The organism is Pseudomonas kitaguniensis (assembly GCF_009296165.1).
In the GTDB taxonomy this organism is placed as follows: domain Bacteria; phylum Pseudomonadota; class Gammaproteobacteria; order Pseudomonadales; family Pseudomonadaceae; genus Aquipseudomonas; species Aquipseudomonas kitaguniensis.
The window spans coordinates 1-17381 of the sequence record NZ_VUAZ01000016.1 but is presented as its reverse complement, the minus strand read 5'-3'; the positions used below and the strand labels follow the sequence as shown (position 1 = coordinate 17381).

At 59.3% G+C, this 17381-nt stretch carries 16 protein-coding genes and 3 pseudogenes; 4 read left to right on the top strand and 15 right to left on the bottom strand.

From position 1 onward, the window contains the following. Positions 1 to 223 precede the first annotated feature (223 nt). Positions 224 to 866, bottom strand: a pseudogene (locus F0169_RS03585) (ribonuclease T2 family protein). Between the two features lie 87 nt (positions 867 to 953). Then, the gene (locus F0169_RS03580) at positions 954 to 1934 is read right to left on the bottom strand and encodes a Gfo/Idh/MocA family protein (protein ID WP_058411629.1); all 981 of its coding nucleotides are present in this window, start codon (positions 1932 to 1934) and stop codon (positions 954 to 956) included. Positions 1935 to 2061: 127 nt separating this feature from the next. On the opposite strand from F0169_RS03580, the gene F0169_RS03575 reads away from it, so the two are divergent. Next, positions 2062 to 2424 (top strand): NUDIX hydrolase, encoded by a 363-nt coding sequence (locus F0169_RS03575; RefSeq protein WP_058411630.1) that lies wholly within the window; start codon positions 2062 to 2064, stop codon positions 2422 to 2424. Between the two features lie 33 nt (positions 2425 to 2457). On the opposite strand, the gene F0169_RS03570 is transcribed toward F0169_RS03575, so the two are convergent. From F0169_RS03570 to F0169_RS03555, 4 genes and pseudogenes are all read right to left on the bottom strand, one after another. Next, a complete protein-coding gene (locus F0169_RS03570) occupies positions 2458 to 2787 on the bottom strand; it encodes a hypothetical protein (RefSeq protein ID WP_058411689.1) in 330 nt (109 codons plus the stop codon). A gap of 91 nt (positions 2788 to 2878) precedes the next feature. Further along, a pseudogene (locus tag F0169_RS03565) lies at positions 2879 to 5370 on the bottom strand (TonB-dependent siderophore receptor). A 166-nt stretch (positions 5371 to 5536) separates the two neighbouring features. Next, entirely contained in the window at positions 5537 to 6553 is a 1017-nt protein-coding gene (locus F0169_RS03560; RefSeq protein WP_152745590.1) for an ABC transporter substrate-binding protein, read from the bottom strand. A 132-nt stretch (positions 6554 to 6685) separates the two neighbouring features. Beyond that, a complete protein-coding gene (locus F0169_RS03555; protein ID WP_058411633.1) occupies positions 6686 to 7135 on the bottom strand; it encodes a hypothetical protein in 450 nt (149 codons plus the stop codon). A 407-nt stretch (positions 7136 to 7542) separates the two neighbouring features. On the opposite strand from F0169_RS03555, the gene F0169_RS03550 reads away from it, so the two are divergent. From F0169_RS03550 to F0169_RS03540, 3 genes are all read left to right on the top strand, one after another. Beyond that, the gene (locus F0169_RS03550) at positions 7543 to 7779 is read left to right on the top strand and encodes a hypothetical protein (protein ID WP_058411634.1); all 237 of its coding nucleotides are present in this window, start codon (positions 7543 to 7545) and stop codon (positions 7777 to 7779) included. A gap of 124 nt (positions 7780 to 7903) precedes the next feature. After that, positions 7904 to 8134: a hypothetical protein gene (locus F0169_RS03545; protein WP_058411635.1), complete on the top strand. Its 231-nt coding sequence runs from the start codon at positions 7904 to 7906 to the stop codon at positions 8132 to 8134. A 121-nt stretch (positions 8135 to 8255) separates the two neighbouring features. Then, complete coding sequence (locus F0169_RS03540; RefSeq protein ID WP_058411636.1) at positions 8256 to 8492, top strand: DUF2789 domain-containing protein; 237 nt, start codon at positions 8256 to 8258, stop codon at positions 8490 to 8492. 6 nt (positions 8493 to 8498) lie between these two features. Here the strand turns inward: F0169_RS03540 and F0169_RS03535 are convergent, their stop codons facing one another. From F0169_RS03535 to F0169_RS03495, 9 genes and pseudogenes are all read right to left on the bottom strand, one after another. Continuing rightward, positions 8499 to 8702, bottom strand: a complete 204-nt coding sequence (locus F0169_RS03535) for a hypothetical protein (protein ID WP_058411637.1) — start codon at positions 8700 to 8702, stop codon at positions 8499 to 8501. Positions 8703 to 8817: 115 nt separating this feature from the next. Further along, positions 8818 to 9851: pseudogene (locus tag F0169_RS28260) on the bottom strand (methyl-accepting chemotaxis protein); the annotation flags it as partial. 745 nt (positions 9852 to 10596) lie between these two features. Then, positions 10597 to 11001, bottom strand: coding sequence for a TraR/DksA family transcriptional regulator (locus tag F0169_RS03525; RefSeq protein WP_058411639.1), 405 nt, complete (start codon positions 10999 to 11001; stop codon positions 10597 to 10599). Between the two features lie 363 nt (positions 11002 to 11364). Then, positions 11365 to 12387, bottom strand: a complete 1023-nt coding sequence (locus F0169_RS03520; protein ID WP_058411640.1) for an ABC transporter permease — start codon at positions 12385 to 12387, stop codon at positions 11365 to 11367. A gap of 58 nt (positions 12388 to 12445) precedes the next feature. Continuing rightward, entirely contained in the window at positions 12446 to 13999 is a 1554-nt protein-coding gene (locus F0169_RS03515) for a sugar ABC transporter ATP-binding protein (protein WP_058411641.1), read from the bottom strand. 67 nt (positions 14000 to 14066) lie between these two features. Continuing rightward, a complete protein-coding gene (locus tag F0169_RS03510) occupies positions 14067 to 15002 on the bottom strand; it encodes a sugar ABC transporter substrate-binding protein (protein ID WP_122250004.1) in 936 nt (311 codons plus the stop codon). A gap of 48 nt (positions 15003 to 15050) precedes the next feature. Further along, the gene (locus F0169_RS27680; RefSeq protein WP_082648980.1) at positions 15051 to 15236 is read right to left on the bottom strand and encodes a hypothetical protein; all 186 of its coding nucleotides are present in this window, start codon (positions 15234 to 15236) and stop codon (positions 15051 to 15053) included. Between the two features lie 127 nt (positions 15237 to 15363). Then, the gene (locus F0169_RS03500; RefSeq protein WP_152745586.1) at positions 15364 to 16392 is read right to left on the bottom strand and encodes a Gfo/Idh/MocA family protein; all 1029 of its coding nucleotides are present in this window, start codon (positions 16390 to 16392) and stop codon (positions 15364 to 15366) included. A 26-nt stretch (positions 16393 to 16418) separates the two neighbouring features. Then, complete coding sequence (locus F0169_RS03495; protein WP_152745584.1) at positions 16419 to 17279, bottom strand: sugar phosphate isomerase/epimerase family protein; 861 nt, start codon at positions 17277 to 17279, stop codon at positions 16419 to 16421. Positions 17280 to 17381 lie beyond the last annotated feature (102 nt).

Sequence of the window (17381 nt, the reverse complement as noted above, 5' to 3'; positions counted from 1 at the left end):
CCCAAGCTTCGAACAGATCGAAGCGCTGCTGCAGTCTATCTAACAGCGCCGAACCAATGTGGGAGCGGGCTTGCTCGCGATGGCGGTGGGTCAGTCAACTCATGTATCTGAACTGTAAAACTGCTATCGGGAGCAAGCCCCTCCCACAAAAAGCAAAAAAAGCAGATCTGCCGCGTATGCAAAACCCGCCCTTGATCTGCTTCAACCACTCTGAACCCGCTTTTCAGCGTTGTACCGGAACGCGAATATCTCCCGCACGGCACTGGGTTTTGACACTCTTGGGGCAGCCCGCAAAGCGCAGCTCTTTGCTCAGGCACACGCGCACTTCGGACAGCACCTTGCCCTTGCAGATGACCGCCACACCATGGTCACCCAATGCCCGGGTTGCTCTCACGAAACAGCTTCTCGATGTCGCGTGCCGCCAGATAAGTCGGTACGTTGAACGGCTGCAGTTGCTGCGGAATGTGCACGGTCGCCAATGCCTCATCGGTCGCGTCCAGATAGCCCGAAGCGCCAAGCCCGCTGCAGGTGCCATGTTTGGCCCACTCATGCTTGAGCAACGCTTGCGTGGGGAACATCAACGCGCCCTTGGCCAGCTCATCCGCAGACAGCCGCGATTGCGCATCACACGACGCCGGCCACCCGCCTTTGGCGTATTGCGGCCACAGACCATGCAGCACAAAACCGTAGCCTTTGCCCGAGCACTGCTCATTGTTCGGGTGTGTCAGGCAGAAGGTCGGCGACCACGACAGCGACAGCACATAAAAATCAAAATCGCCTGCCGGGCGCTGCTCGCGCGGTGCCGCCTGCGTCACCGTACAGGCCAGCACCAGCCAAAGTGCACTCCAGGCTGCCGTGTGTTTCATCCGCGTGGTCCTTGAAAAAAAGCGAACATTGTCGAGAACAGTGGCCGCGTCCGCCAGCAGCCAACTGCAACCCATCGGTGTGGAAAGCTACCCGGGAAGGTTCGGATTGCGCAGCAGCACCTTGTCCAGAATCCGGTCAGTCTTCAACGCCTCGATCGCCAGTGAAGGATGCTCGGCGTCCCCACGTATGTGCGCGTTCATGGCCAGCACGTGGTGCCACTGGATATGGGCATGGCAAGGCACTTCAAGTACCTCGTCAACCTCGCCTTCCAGGCGCAGCGGCTGGTCTTCAAACACCGCGAAGGTAATGCGCCCGCGGCTGCCGATCAGCTCGACGCGGTCTTCGCGGCGGTCCGCCACAAAGTTCCAGCAGCCCATGCCGAGCGCGCCGGAACCGAAGGTCCAGCACGCCGTTACCGCATCCTCCGCCGCATAATTCCCAACCTGTCGCGCGGTAAACCCGGTGACCTCAACAATGTCGCCGGCAAGGAACTGGAACAGGTCAAAGCCGTGGCTGGCCAGGTCGGCAAAGTAGCCGCCGCCGGCGATGGCGGGGTCGGTGCGCCAATTGGCGGCACTCGCGTCTGCGGCGCCCGGGGGCTTGCACAGGGTCCAGCTCACCTGACGCAATTCACCGATGCGCCCTTCGCGCAGCCAGTCGCGCACTTGCTGGAAGCGCGGCAACGAACGGCGGTAGTAGGACACAAACAAATGCAGCCCGGCACGTTCGAATGTGCGCTGCATCAACGCGCTTTGCTCGGCGTTGAGTGACATGGGTTTCTCGACGCAGCAGTGCTTGCCCGCCGCCGCCACCATCAGGCTGTATTCAAGGTGGCTGTCGGGCGGTGTGGCGATGTACACCGCGTCTACTTCGGGGTCGTCGATCAATGCCTGGGCGTCGGTGTAGAAACGCGCGATGCCGTGGCGTGCCGCATAATCGCGCACAGCCTCCTCACGGCGCCCCATCACCGCAACCAGCGCCGAACCTGGCGCTTTGTAGAATGCGGGTCCACTCTTGACTTCAGTGACACTGCCACAGCCGATCATGCCCCAACGTACGGTGTTCATCTGTAGTCCTCGTCCGTTTCTATCAATCGGTCAGTATCCACATCAAAACGGGGGTACGCCAGCCGCATCAAGCATGACAATTGCATTACACTTTTATGACAGTCATGCCGTTGTGAGGGCACACACGATGAAAATTAGGGCAACGGTGATTTGCGAACACGAGGGGCATATCCTGTTTGTGCGCAAGGCCAGATCAAAATGGGCGTTGCCGGGCGGCAGGGTCGAGCGCAACGAGCGCCCGGTCGGCGCGGCTGAACGCGAGCTCGAAGAAGAAACCGGGTTGAACGTAGACGGCTTGCTGTACTTGCAGGAGTTGAAAGCACGCGACACCGTGCACCATGTGTTCGAAGCCTCGGTGGTCAATATTGCTGACGCGCGGCCGCGCAACGAGATCGTTGATTGCCGCTGGCACGCCTACGGCGCCATGGACGAGCTGGACACGACCGACGCCACCCGGCACATCGTCAAAGCGTTTGTGCGGCGCCTATGAACCCTTGCAACTGCATGCCGTTCAGGCAGTCGATTATTTACGCGCCACTTTGTAGCGCAGGCAATCCTGATAAAAGCTTGTGCGAATCGCCTCGGGTTTAAGCCGCGAGCTACTGTCATAGGTCTGTTCGGTAATGCCCATGGCCATCATGCGCATCCACGACTTGTTAAACTTTATGGTTTGAATCTTCTGCCGCGCCGCGTACAGCGACACGCCCGATAACTTGAGTTCCTGTGCCCTCGCGGCAGTGCCTGCGCCCCAGCTGCACATGTATTTGTCACCCTCGCGCAATTCGCGCGCTTGCACGGCAGCCGCGCCGCCAGCCAAGGAACAAGCAATCAGCATGATTCCAACATTGCGCATCAGCATCCCCGCCTAACCACCTGAAAATAAAAGTGATTCTGGCGAGAATTTGCTTACAAAGGGGCCATTAAATTGCCTTATCGGTGGCGTGTCACCACTGGTACGTTGCGCTCGCCTGCACAGTGCGCTGCGAGCCATACCAGCACCACGAATACGAGTAGCACGACGCGACATACTCTTTATTCGCCAAGTTGGTGGCGTTCAGCGCCAGGCGCAGATTGTCTTTGGGGTTGGCGATATTCGGGATGTCGTAGTGCACGGCCGCATCGACCAAGGTGTAGCCCGGCACCTTCAAGGTATTGGCGGTATCGCCCCAGGACGAACCGACATAGCGCGCACCCGCGCCCACGCCAAAGCCTTTGAGCTGGCCGTCGTGGAAGGTGTAGTCGGCCCACGCCGACGCCGTATGGCGCGGCACGCCATAGGTGGTGGTGCCTTCGACGGGAATGGCCGGGCCGGTGCCGATGTCGCTGATGGGCGCGTATTGCACGGTGCTGTTGGACTTGCTGGCGCGGTTGTCCAGGTAGGCGTAGGCCGCCGTAATGTCGAGGTTGTCGTTGAGGCTGGCTTTGCCTTCCAGCTCAAAGCCACGCGATTGTTGTTCGCCGTCCTGGATACTGCAACGGCCGTTGCCGCACAGGTGGCTTGGGTCCGGGTCCAGCGTCGGCACGTTGCTCTGGCGCAGGTCAAAAATCGCCGCGGTAATAAAGCTGTTGCTGCCCGGTGGCTGGTACTTGATGCCTATTTCGTACTGCTTGCCTTCGGTGGGCTTGAACACCGAACCGCCGTAACCGGTGCCTGATTGCGGGTTGAATGATTCGGCATAGCTGGCATACGGTGCCAGGCCATTGTCGAACAGGTAAACCAGGCCCACACGGCCGGTAAACGCCTTGCTGTCCAGCGACGACTTGCTCTTGGCGCCGGATTTTATAGTTGTGGTGGTGCTGTCGGTGCTGGCCCAGTCATAACGACCGCCCAGCAGCAGCACCCACTGATTCCACTTCATTTGCTCTTGCAGGTAAGCGCCGGTCTGCTCGCTGCGCGACGTGGCGTCGGTGGTGAAATCCGGTGTGGTAACGGGCGCGCCGTAGACCGGATCGAAGATGTCCAGGTCAGTCCCATTGCCATAACCGGCTTTGGTGTCGGTGCTGGTGTTCTGGTAATCGAGGCCCATCAACAGCGTGTGCTGCAACGGGCCAGTGTCGAATTTGGCTTGTAACTGGTTGTCGAGGGTGTAGGCGTCCATGTCGACATCGGTGGCGATGGTCGAACGCTTGGAGGTGCGGTAATCAGCCTTCAGGTTGCTGTTGTAAATGCTCCGGTAGACGCCCTCGGCGCGCAGGTAGCGCGCGTTCTGGCGCACGGTCCACACATCGTTGAAGTGATGTTCGAACGCGTAGCCGACCGAATAATACTCACGGTTACTTTTTTCGAAGTTGTTTTCACCGTCGTAAAAATCCACGTCGATCTTGCGCCCGGTGGGGCTATGCAACACCGAGCCCCACGCGGGCACCGAGCCGTAGGACGCGCCTTTGGGGTCCTTCTGATAATGCCCGAGCAGGGTCAGCGAGGTGGCATCGTCCGGGCGCCAGGTGAAGGCGCTCGACAGCGATTGGCGACGGGTCTCGGTGTGTTCGACCTGGCCATCGGCATCGTCGAACAACCCCGCCAGGCGGTAGGAATAAACGCCCTGGTCGTCCATCGGGCCGCTCAGGTCGAAGGTGGTGCGCTTTTTGTTGAAGGTGCCGTATTCAACGCCGACTTCATGAAACGCTGTATCCAGCGGGCGCTTGGTGACCATGTTGATCACCCCGCTGGGCGTGCCCTGCCCGTACAGCACCGACGCCGGGCCGCGCAGCACTTCAACGCGTTCCAGGTCAAAGGCGTCTTTTTGTGGCAAGGCGTCACGGCTTGAAGGCACACGCAGGCCGTCAAGGTAGGTGGCAGGCGCAAAGCCACGGATGGTTAGCTGGTCGAGACGCGACGCCGTGGCGCCACGGGTCTCCGGCACGACGGCGGCGCTGTAACGCAGAATCTGGTTGAGGCTTTCGGCGTTCTGCGCGCGCATCTGGTCCTTGGTCACGATAGAGATCGACTGCGGGGTTTCGATCAGCGCGGTATCGGTCTTGGTGCCCGACAGGCTGCGGGTCGCGACATAACCGGCGACGGCCCGGTGGGGCTTTCGCTGGCGTACGCAGCGCTGATGTTGGTGGCCTGCAACTCCATGGCGCCGCCGGCATCCGGCAGCGCTTCGAGGCGGTAGCGGTCGGTGCCGATTTTCAGCGCCTGCAAACCGCTGCCGGCGAGCAATTGGGTCAGCGCTGCGTCGGTGTCGTATTGCCCGCTCAATGCCTGGCTGCGCTTGCCGCGCGTCAAGCTTGCATCAAACGCCAGGACCAGGCCGGCCTGCTCGGCCAGGCTATTGAGGGCTTGGCTCAAATCACCGGCAGGAATCGAGAAACCGCGCAACGCGCTGCTGCTTTCTTCAGCGAAGGACGACTGGACGGTCAACAACGGCACGGCGGCAAATGCCATCGCCACCGAAAGGGCCAGCGGATGCAAGGGACGAGCAAGGCGCGACATGGGAAATCCTGCGTAATAAAGGTTCTATTAACGAAGACGGCCAAGTGCGCAAATCGGGCAAGCATGCGAGTCGTTTTTATTTAAGAAACTTTCTTGCAATGAAATTTTTCGTGGGTGATTTCAACTGGAATGCAAACAACGGCGGGAGCGGGTTTGCTCCCACATTTTACTTGAGGCTTGCCTCGACTTTTTGCGCCACGTCGGCGGTCACCCAGGCCTTCCACACCTCTGGGTGTTCCTTGAGAAACACCTGTGCAACCTCACGCGGCGCGGTGTGATGCTCGCTCATCGAAGCCAGGGCTTTGTTAAGCGGTTCGATGGGGAACTGCACCTTGGTGAAAAAGTCGGCAATCTGCGGATGGGCCTGCTGGAACGGCGTCGACACGCCAATGCTCAACTTCGATGCCAGCGAGCGGGTCGGCCGGGGGTTTGGGTTATCCGCGTCGGTCAGGGTCTTCCAGGCATCGGCGTCAAACGGCGGTTCTTCGAGCTGGATCAGTTTGTAGCGGCCCATCAGCGGCGTCGGCGACCAGTAGTAGAACAACACCGGTTTGCCGCGACGGATAGACGACGCGATTTCGGCATCCAGGGCCGCGCCCGAACCGCTGCGAAAATTCACATAGCTGTCGTCCAGGCCGTAAGCCTTGAGCTTCTGCTTGTTGACCACTTCGGAGGTCCAGCCAATGGGGCTGTTGAGAAAGCGCCCCTTGCCTGGTGACTCGGGGTCTTTGAACACGTCCTTGTAGCGCACAAGGTCTTGCACGCTTTTGAGGTCGGGGGCCAGCGGTTTGAGGCCTTTCGCGGGGTCGCCCTTGATCACGTATTCCGGTACCCACCAGCCTTCGGTGGCCCCCTTGACCGTGTCGCCCAAGCCCACCACTTTGCCTTCGGCCTCGGCCTTGATCCATACCGGGCTGCGGCCGGCCCATTCTTCGCCGATCACCTGGATGTCATTTTTCGCCAGCGCGGTTTCGAGGGTGATGGTGGTGCCGGGCAAGGTATCGGTGGGCAGGTCGTAGCCCTTCTCGACGATAAAGCGCAACACCTCGGTAATCAGGCTGCCGCTTTCCCAGTTCAGGTCGGCGAAATGCACCGGTGCCTGGGCAGCCGATACCGGCAATGAGGCCACCGACAACCCCCAGGTCGTCAGCGACGCGGCCAACAGCAATCTCAATCCTTTCATGCCTTTGCACCTCGCGTGTTCACAGCACTGGCGGACGGCTTTGCTGCTGATGCGCGAAACCCCGCATTGGTTAAGTCAACTCAACTGTAGTAGAGGTTCCGGGAGAGCAAAAACACACAACGGGTTCACCGATTACTCGCTGGCCTTGAAGGTCACCAGCTCACCCTTGCGCCACTTGGCGGCCTTGCCGGTGACAGCTTTGAGGGTTTTGGTCAGGCCTTCCTGCAATTGTTCATTGGCGGCAAACACCAGCATCACGCTGTGGCCTTCCTTGAACACGATGCCCTGACCTTCGGTCGAAGAGACAAAGGCATAATCGCCCAGACCGTACACCGTCAACTTTATATCGCGAAACTTCAGTTCGAACTTGCCGCCTTCACGGCTAGGCAACACGGCGGCGCGAAAATGGTCGCCGACCTTGAGCTCCAGGCGCGGCTTGTCATCCACAACCAACGACGTTTCGGTATCGATCTCGGCGATGTAGATGCCTTCCGGCGTCTGTTCAGTGATGTAAACGAAGCGAGATTGAAACTGTTTGACCAACTTTGCGCGCAAATCACCCAGCACGAACAGCGCGTGCATATCCAGATTACTGACTGCCAAGGAAACGCCCCCACATCAAAAAAAGCACTGACCGCCTGAGCGGACAGCACAAAAAAACGGCCTTAACGGCACGATCACACAGTCGTTAAAAAACTGAATAGAACCCACTGTTGCGCTGCAAGACTAGTACAGACCCGCGCGATGGGCCTGTTGCAGGTCATCCGGCGTTACAGGAAAACACAGGTTCAACGGCCCGAGAATACGGACCGATGAGCTTCAGAGAATAACCCAAATAAAAACGCAGTTTCCGACAACCAACACATAACAAAATACTTGGCCTGGAACCAGGCTTCGACTGCCGACGACAATACTAAAACAGCAGCAGGGTTCAAAACCACCCGAAACGCTGCTGGTGGGTCAACAGGATCGATCGACAGGAGCTGACCATGCAACCACGTCAACACGAGCGCCAATACTACTGCCTGCCCCGCCTGAACGGGTACTCCAATTCAGTTCTTTACCAAGTGGTACCCGCCGGCCGCAATTTTTTTCATATCCTGGAAGTGACCAGCGGCAGGATCAAAGGTTTTCGCAGTCATCATAGCCGCGCCTGCGAATTGGCCAAAATGCTCGAAGCCAGCTTGCACGACCAGTACGGCGGGGTGGTTTCGGCTGCCGAATAACTTTACTGCGCCACCGTCCCTCAACTACTGCCATACTGAACCGTCGATTGAGGTTTGCCCCGCTGTGGGTCAGGTTTCATCAGTGCAGTTACCTTGAGCAGTTACCTTGAAGGGAAGGCGATACGTGACGGAATTTGATATTGGCGAATATTTCATCCATGGCGATGCGAGGGAAGTAGACGGCGAGTTTCAAGCGGTCATCATCATGCGGGCCAAACCACCGCTGACCAAGATCATAACGCACCAGGTAGAAAAAGATCGTTGGTTCAAAACTGCCGAAGCCGCCGCCATCGCTGCAAAAGATTCGGCCAAAGCCCTGAAAAGCGAAGTGGACGCTGGTGCGCTGAATTCCTGACACGCCGATTGCTCGCCTCATCCGATAGAACACTTCATTCAACAGAACAAATCCAGTAGAACTCTGCCGCGCCCCAAGCCTCACATGCACAAGACCTATCAACCTGCATGGAGAACCCACTATGGACGCGCCAATCCCTACGCTTGAAACCCTGTTCGAACAGCTCGGCCTGGACTCGACACCCGAGGCAATCGACGCATTCATCGGCGCACACCCGCTGACCGAAGACGTTAAGTTGATCGATGCACCGTTCTGGACGCCGCAACAAGCGGCGTTTTTGAAAGAAGAACTGCGTGACGACGCCGAATGGGCGATTCCCGTCGACGAGCTGAACCAGCGCCTGCATCAGCCCCACTAAGCCGACTCAATGCAGGCTGGCTGGCTGCTCCAGTTGCATCATGGATTCCCAGGCAGTTCTGCACTCCTCTGCTTCACCGCGGCTGGCGAATGCCGTGCCGCGTTGCTCGCCATTCAACAGCACCACCCAGCAAGCCTTCTGCCCGAGCGCACGCAACGCTTGGGGTACGCCACTGCCGATCATCACCGCCACGTCGACTTTGTTTTGCATGGAGCCTCTCCGAACATTTAGTTAGCCTGCTAACAATAATTGCGATATTACGGTTTTCCAGCCCTCGGAAAAAGCTATCGGCTGAATAGCTCCATTGCATAAACCGCAACAATCCCTAGCGTGCATTCCTTGCTTCTTCCGGTTTGTAGCCCAGGCGCAACCCGCCCCAATGCCGCCCCTTGACCATGATCGGCACTGACAAATCGTGCATCAGCTCGCCGGTGTCGCGGGTGTAGGTTTGCAACAACACCGCTTGCTGATGGCTGCCGCACCGAATACCGGTGCGGTCGTCAAACTTGCGCTTGGTGCGGTTCTGTACCGCGTCGGTTTGCGCATCACCGGTCAGAGCATGAGAGAACGCCTTGTTGTGCGTCGGCACGTAGCCCTGCGGCGTGCAGGCAATCGCAAACACCAGCCCTTCGTGACGCGGCAGCAGCGCCTCCTGGATCGCCGGCAACACTTGGTCGGTGTAGCCATCGAACCGTGTGTGGTATTTGCTCGGGCGAGTGTTCGGGATCAGCGTGTAGCTGCGGTCGAACAAGTCATCCAGGCTGATACGGTTTTGCAGTACATCGGCCTCGAACTGTTCGGCAATCCGGCTGGCCCCTTCGCGGGCCAGGTCGTAGATGCGCTGGTGATAATCGTCCAAGCCGACTTCAGCCAGGCGTTCGCTGATGGTTTCTGCCTGCCCTTCCATTTGCACGGCGACGTCGGCAAGTTGGCGGGTCTGCTGGTCGCTCACCGACAAATCGCTGCGCATCTGCTCTACGGCATGGAACAGGCTATCGAGCTGCGCACGGTTGGTGTCGGTGCCCTGCGCAATTTCACTCACCTGCCCTTCCACATCCGCCGCCAGGCTGGCAATGCTCTCCAGGTGCTCGCCAGCGTGTTCGACCTGCTCGACGCCGAGGTGCAGGTCCGTCGACAGTTGGCGAATTTGCTCCACCACTTGCGCGGTGCGCTGCTGAATGTCAGCGACCATTACCCCGACTTCATCGGTGGCCGTCGCTGTGCGGCCGGCCAGGCCACGCACTTCATCGGCGACCACCGCAAACCCGCGCCCGTGCTCGCCGGCGCGCGCCGCCTCGATGGCGCGTTCAGCGCAAGCAAGTTGGTCTGGCTGGCGATGGACTGGATCACCAGGGTCACGCGCTGGATTTCTTCGCTGCGCTGGCTCAAGGCCTCGATCAACTGGCGGCTGGCATTGGCGCGCTCGCTGAGCTGGTGCATGCGGGTGATCGACTGGGCCAGTACTTCACGCCCCTGCGTGCTGCGCTGATGGGCTTGGCTGGCCGCGCCCAAGGCTTGGCGGCCAAGCTGCGAATTGATCTTTTCGGTGCCAATCATGACTTCGGCGCTGCTGACGATTTGCTTGGCTGCACTCAGTTGCGACTGCAACCGGGCCGCCAATTGCTTGACCGAATAGGCCACGCCCGCAGCGGACAGCGCGTTATGACTGGTGGTGTAAGACAGGTCGCGGGTCAGGTCGCCAAGCGCATCGGCGGCCGGGGGTGGCACTGCGCGAGAGGTTCGAGACTTAAGGGAAGGTAGCCAGATCACCAGCAAGGCCAGTGGCAGGCAGAGGTACATCGGCAAGCTGGCAAACGTCAGGCCCGGCAGTAAAACCGCCAAGGCGATGCTCTGCATAAGCGGCGTCAGCCAGCCGGGCAGCACGCGCACCACCGTTTGCGGCGGTACTGCTGCGCCCATCAGAGGTCCGTCTCCAGCCATTGTCATCACCCCACTGCTTGTCGTTATTGTTCCTGCATTAAACGCCACTATTGGGCCATTATCCATGGGCCTTTAGTGGGGTAGCGTGCAACCGGACAATAAACAGGCGGGGTAAATGGTATTTCTTTGAGCGCCGTCTGCACGGCGCTCAATTTTTACGGCATCACGCTTGACGCTGGTGCTTGTCGATCTGCTCGTGGCGCTCTTGCGCTTCGATGCAGTACTTGGTGGTCGGGCTGATCAGCAGGCGCTTGAGGCCGATAGGCTCGCCGCTGTCGTCGCACCAGCCGAAGGAATCTTCCTTGATGCGTTCCAGTGCACGCTCAAGCTGCGGCAGCATACGCTGGTCGCGGTCGATGGCATTTACCAGCCAGGTGCGTTCTTCTTCCACGGAAGCAGCGTCAGCCGGGTCAGCCGGGGTGTCCAGGCTTTCAATGGCGATGCGGTTCTGTTCAATGCGGGCGTGGTGTTCCACTTTCATGTCTTGCAGCAACTGCTCGAAAAAAGCGTGCTGTTCGGCATTCATGTAGTCATCCGCCGGCATGGCCAGCAACTTTTCCTTTGTCATTTATATCTCTTAAAAAATACGTGCATTAAGGCGAATAAGGGAGCGTTCCGGCAGGCCTTTGCAGGTCTCGGAAGGGCGCCGTCCATTTCAAGCGCCACTCGGCACTCAATTTACGAGGGGCGGCAGTCTAAGGCCGACTTGAGGGCTCAGCAACTGAAATGACAGGCATTTTTCCCAATTAACCCCCAAAAGCACCAGGACGGGCTTGGCGAATGGTTATCGGAGTGCGTTTATAGCAGGAAAGTTCGGAAAGCAGCTATAAGCGGCAAGCTGCAAGCGACAAGCTGCAAGCCAGTTGTGTTTCACAGCTTGTAGCTTGCCGCTTGCCGCTTGCGCTTATAGCTTGTCGCTTGTCGCTGCGCGTTAGCGCTTAAGCTTGCGCTTGTTGCGATACTGGTCGATCACCACCGCGACCACGATGATCAGGCCTTTGATGATGTCCTGGATGTACGCGTCCACGCCGACAAAGGTAAACCCGCTGGCCATCACGCCGAGGATCAGTGCACCGATCACCGTACCGGTGATGCGCCCTACTCCGCCCGCCAGGCTGGTGCCGCCGATGACGGCTGCGGCAATCGCGTCCAGCTCATACGACATGCCCATGCCGGCCTGGCCGGTCGCGGCGCGTGCCGATGCCACCACACCGGCGAGGCCCGCGAGCAAGCCTGCGATGCTGTAGACGATGATCAGGTGGCGCTTGACGTTGATGCCCGAGGTGCGCGCCGCCTGCATGTTGCCGCCGATGGCGTAGGTGTACTTGCCGTATTTGGTGTAGCGCAGGGCAATGTGGAAGATCACCGCCACCACCAGGAAGATGATCACCGGCATCGCGCCGTGGCCGATCGCCGTGTAGGAGTCCGAAAGCATGCTCACCGGCTGGCCTTCGGTGTAGTAACGCGCCAGGCCACGGGCCGAGACCATCATGCCCAGCGTTGCGATAAACGGCGGGATGCCGGTGACGGCGATGATGCTGCCGTTGATCGCCCCCGCCAGCAGCCCGACGCCAAGGCCCATTGCCACTGGAATCCATACCGGCAAGTCAGTCAGGCTGGGAAACACCGCCCGCGAAAAATCAGAAGTTTGTGCCAGGCTCGCAGCGATCATCGCCGATAACGCGAGCACCGAGCCGGATGACAGGTCGATACCGGTGGTGATGATCACTTGCGTCACGCCGATTGCCAGCAGGCCGATGATCGACACTTGCAGGATCATCAGCACCAGCCGCTGCGAGTTCATCAAAAAGCTCTGGTCACGCACGATCCAGCCGAACAGTTCAAACACCAGGCCGATGCCGATCAGTACCAAAAAGATGCTCAGTTCGGTCGGCAAGCGCCGGCGCTGCTTGACCGGTGCCGTGGCCGGCTTGTTGTCTGTTATTGCGTTCATAGCCAATCACCTTCTTATTCTGTGGCACGGGCCAACCGCAGGCCCGCGCGGCGGTTCGTCAGTGGACTGCGGACATACCGGACGCCAACTGCATGACTTTTTCCTGGGTCGCCTCCGCACGGTCCAGGGTGCCCATCAGCTCACCCTCGTGCATCACCATCACCCGGTCACTCATGCCCAGCACTTCGGGCAGCTCGGAGGAAATCATGATCACCGCCATGCCTTCGCTGGCGAGGAAGGCAATCAAACGGTAAATCTCGGCCTTGGCGCCCACGTCGATGCCACGGGTCGGTTCGTCGAGGATCAGCAAGCGTGGGTTGGTCATCAGCCAGCGCGCCAACAAGGCTTTTTGCTGGTTACCACCGGACAAGGTGTCGATGCATTGCTCAAGCGAGGGGGTTTTCACCCGTAGCTTTTTGCACATGTCTTCGCACAGCGCGCGCAGGGCTTTCTGCTGGATAAAGCCGTTGCCGGAATAATGCGGCAGCACCGCCATTTCCATGTTTTCCAGTACCGACAGGCACGGGAACAGCCCGCTGAGCTTGCGGTCTTCGGTCAACAGCGCAAAACCCTTCTCGATGGCCATGTGCGGGTCGCTGATGCGTACCGGCGTGCCGTCGAGGGTGATGTGCCCGCTGCTGCTGGGGGTGATGCCAAAAATGGTTTCCGCGACGTTGGTGCGGCCCGAGCCCATCAAGCCTGCAATGCCGAGAATTTCACCGGCGTGCAGGTCAAACGACACGTCCTTGAACACGCCGTCCAGGCACAGGTCGCGCACCGACAGCAACAGCTCACCGATCGGCGTCTCGCGCACCGGGAACAACTGGCTCAGTTCACGCCCCACCATCATTGAAATCAGGCTGTCGCTGTTCATGCTGTCGGCGCGCTGCAAGCCGATATAGTGGCCGTCACGAAACACCGCGACTTCATCGGCGATGGCGAACACTTCATTCATTTTGTGGGTGATGTAAACGATGCCTTTGCCTTGCGACTTGAGGTCGGCAATGATCGAAAACAGGTGGGCCACTTCCTTTTCGGTGATGGCCGAGGTCGGCTCATCCATGATCAGGATGTCAGAGTCGTAGGACACCGCCTTGGCAATCTCGACCATCTGCCGCTCGGCGATGCTCAGGTTGCCGACGTGTTCCTCGGGGTCCAGGTTGATGCGCAAGCGCGCCAGCAACTCGGCGGTGCAGCGGTGCATTTCGCGGTGGTTGACCATGTGCAAGCTGTTGAGCTGCTCACGGCCGATCCAGATATTTTCGGCGATGCTCATGTGCGGCATCAGGTTGAGTTCCTGGTGGATCATCGCGATCCCGGCCTTTTGTGCCGCCAGCGGTGATTCAAATACGATGGGCTTGCCACGCAGGCGAATTTCCCCGGCGTCGGGCTGGTAGATACCGGCGATGATTTTCATCAGCGTCGACTTGCCCGCACCGTTCTCGCCCATCAGCGCCAGCACTGAACCTGGGCGCACGCGCAGTTGCACGTCGGCAAGGGCCACGACGCCGGGAAAGCCTTTGCTGATGTTGACGATTTCCAGCAGGTAGGGTTCTTCCAGCGGCAACGGCTGCACACCGGGCGGCTGCGAGACAGTGGCTTGAGCAAGCATAGGGGGTACTCCATCGGAAGGGCGACCGTGCGTGGCCGCCCTGCCCGCTTATTGTTGTTATGAAAGGCTATTTGAAGTCTTTGACGTTGTCCGGGGTGATCAGCCGGAACGGAATAATCACGTTCTGCTCAACCGGCTCGTGCCTGGCCATCTTGCGCGCGGCTTCAACCGAACCGACCGCCTGGCCCTTGGCGTCCTGGAACGCCGACACGGCCATGTCGCCCTTGGTAATCGCGTTCAAACCGTCCGGTGTGCCGTCCACGCCCGCAATCAATACGCTGCCAGGCTTGGTGCCTGCCGACTTCAGCGCCATTGATGCGCCAATCGCCATCTCATCGTTGTTGGCCACCACCGCATTAAACTCACGCCCCTGGGTCAGCCAATCGTTGACCAGGGTCATGCCTTTGTCACGCAGCCAAACGCCGGTCTGCTCCTGCTCGATGGTGATGCCGGGGTATTTGGCCAGCACCTCCTTAACGCCCTTGGTGCGGTTGGTGGTGGCGTTGTTCGCGAGGTCACCGAGCAAGATCACAATCTTGCCCTTGCCGCCGAGTTTTTCGGCGATGTACTGCATTTGCAGGCGACCGGCTTCAATATCATCCGAGGTCACGGCGACCACGCCCTTGGGCAAATCTTTCTGATCGGGGCGGCGGTTGACGAACACCAATGGAATGCCGGCCTTGGTCGCGGCATTGATGATGTTTTTGGTCGAGGCGGTATCGACCGGGTTGATGATGATGGCGTCGACTTTTTGGCTGATAAAGTTCTCGACCTGGCTCAGTTGCTTGACCACGTCGGCGCGGGCATCTTCAAACTGCAGTTGCACGCCATCGCCCTTGGGGTAGGACTTGGCTTGCTTGTCCATGTCCTCGCGCAAGTAGGTCAAAAAGGTGTCATCGAAAGCGGACATGCTCACGCCCACCTTGATGTCGGCGGCGCCGGCAACGCCGCTGGCAAGCAGCATGGACAAGGCCAGCGCGGTAAAACGGATCGGGGTCTTCATGAACGGTCTGTCTCCACATTATTGTTGGTTTTTTGGACGTTGCGTTTATCAGAGCGGGGCGTGCGAAGACGGTAATCGAACGATCGGTGCGCCTGGAATGCAGCAGACCAGCGCGCCCTGGTTTTCGACGCACAGCACATTAAGGAAGGAGAAGTAGAACGGCCGGGCGCGGGGCAGACCGCGTGGCGCTTGGGCAGGGCGTAAAACTCGCAGTACAGCGTTGAAGATTTTCATCTGACGGTACCTGGTTGTTTTTGATCTTGTTTTTGTTGAGTCGCGCGAATCGAGTTCGAACGTACTTTATGCAACCTGGAAAAGACTTTATTGGAAAATAATTTCCATATCAACCTATTTTAGAATTTTATTCTATTTTTGTAGAAACCACCTGCTGGCGCTCATTACTGAGGCGTGCGGCGTCCAATATACGGGTGGTTTCCAGCGCATCACAGGCGTCTACCGGCAGCGGCCCCTGCCCGTTCACAGCACTTTGCAACTGGCGATAGAACTGCGTCCAGCAACCTTTCTCGGAGGGTACGCGCTCGCGCTCTGCGCCTTGTTCAAACCAGCCCCAGCGCCGATGTTCTTCTGCGCCCCAGTGTTCGCCTTCGGTTTTCGGCGACTTGCCGGCCATCAGCGCGTCTTCCTGACCGTCCAGGCCCTCCACCGTGTAGCAACCCAGCGTGCCGCTGACGCGAAAGCGCGGGCCCTGGCTGTTTTGCAGCGCACTGCCCCACAGGTGCGAAACCACCCCGTTGGCGTGGGTCAGCGAGACGAAAAAAGCATGGTCGAGGGTCGGGTGTTCGGCGCTGAACTGCAATTGCGCGAACACCCGGTCCACCGGGCCGAACAGTTGCAGCGCCTGGTCCACGAGGTGGCTGCCGAGGTCGCGCAGCCAGCCGCCACCGCTGGCATTGCCCACCGCTTGCGGGTTGAAGCGTTCTACGCGCGACTCAAAACGCGTGACGGCGCCCAAGGCACCGGCGTCGATCAGTTTGCGCAAGGTCAAAAAATCCGAGTCCCAGCGCCGGTTCTGGTAGACGCTGAGCAGCACGCCCTGGCGCTCGGCGGCGGTGATCAAGGCGTGGGCCTGTTCGGCGTTGCTGGCGAAAGGTTTGTCGCTGACCACCGCAACCCCATGCTCGATGGCTTCCAGCACCAGCGCCGGGCGGCCTTTAAGGGTGGTGGAAATCACCAGGGCATCGACACCCGCCGCGACGATCTGGGCGATTGAATCAAAAGCCTTGAGGCCCGGGTGATCAGTCGCCAGTTGTTGGCGCCGCTCGGGCGAGCGCGTTACCACGCCAACAAACGTTGCGCCTGCCAGGGTGGCTATCAACGGTGCGTGAAAAAACCGGCCACCGTGGCCGTAGCCGACTAGTCCGATTCGCATACATTCTCCTTGTTTGAATTAGCGCCTTACTGGCACAGCTCACGGGTAACCCGCTCCAGCATCATTCGGCTGGATTGGTCCGGCCGGTCTTCCCAGGCGAACACCGAGACGGTGGCAATGCCGTCGAACTTGATCTCGCGCAAGGTGCCGAAAAACGCGTCCCAGTTGACCTCGCCCTGGCCGATGTCCAAGTGCTGGTGCACAGTCGCGGTCACGCCCGGCGGGTTGACGATATAACGCAGGTTGGACGACGCGCGATGGTTATACGTGTCGGCAATGATCAGATGGCTGAGCTTGGAACCGGCGTACTTGAGCATTGCGGCAATATCGCCTTTGCCATCGTCATAAAAGAACGTGTGCGGCGCGGCGTAGAGGTAGTTGATCCAATCGCGGTCGAGCCCGCGGATAATGTCCACCGACTCGTTGTTACGCTCGCAAAAGTCATACGGGTGCGCCTGAATATCCAGCTTGACGCCCTCGCGTTCGAACTCCGGCATCAGCTCGTCCATCGAGCGCATGAACTGGTTTTCGCAGACCAGTGGGTTGTCGGACTGGCCGGTGAATTCGGTATTGACCAACTCGCAGTCCATTTCCACGGCGATCTGGATCGCGCGTTTCCAGTTGCGCACCGCGGCCACGCGCAGGCCTTCGTCGGCAGCGGCCCAGTGGTACATCGGCAGCAGCGAGGAGAGTTGCACGCCGGCATCGCTCAAGGCCTTGCGAAACTCCTTGATGCGCGCACGGTCGACGCGCGCGGCCTTGTAGAACGGCAGGAAGTCCTCGCGCGGTGACAGCTCAATGTGCTGATAACCAAGCTCGGCGACCTTGTCGACCATTTGGCCGAGCGGCAAGTGACGGTACATATAAGGATCAAGTGCGATACGCATATTCAGAACCTCCCGGATCTGCTGTTGGAATGCAATCTACTGTGGGAGGGGGCTTGCTCCCGATAGCGGTGGGTCAGTCGTAAAATGTTTGACTGTTATGCC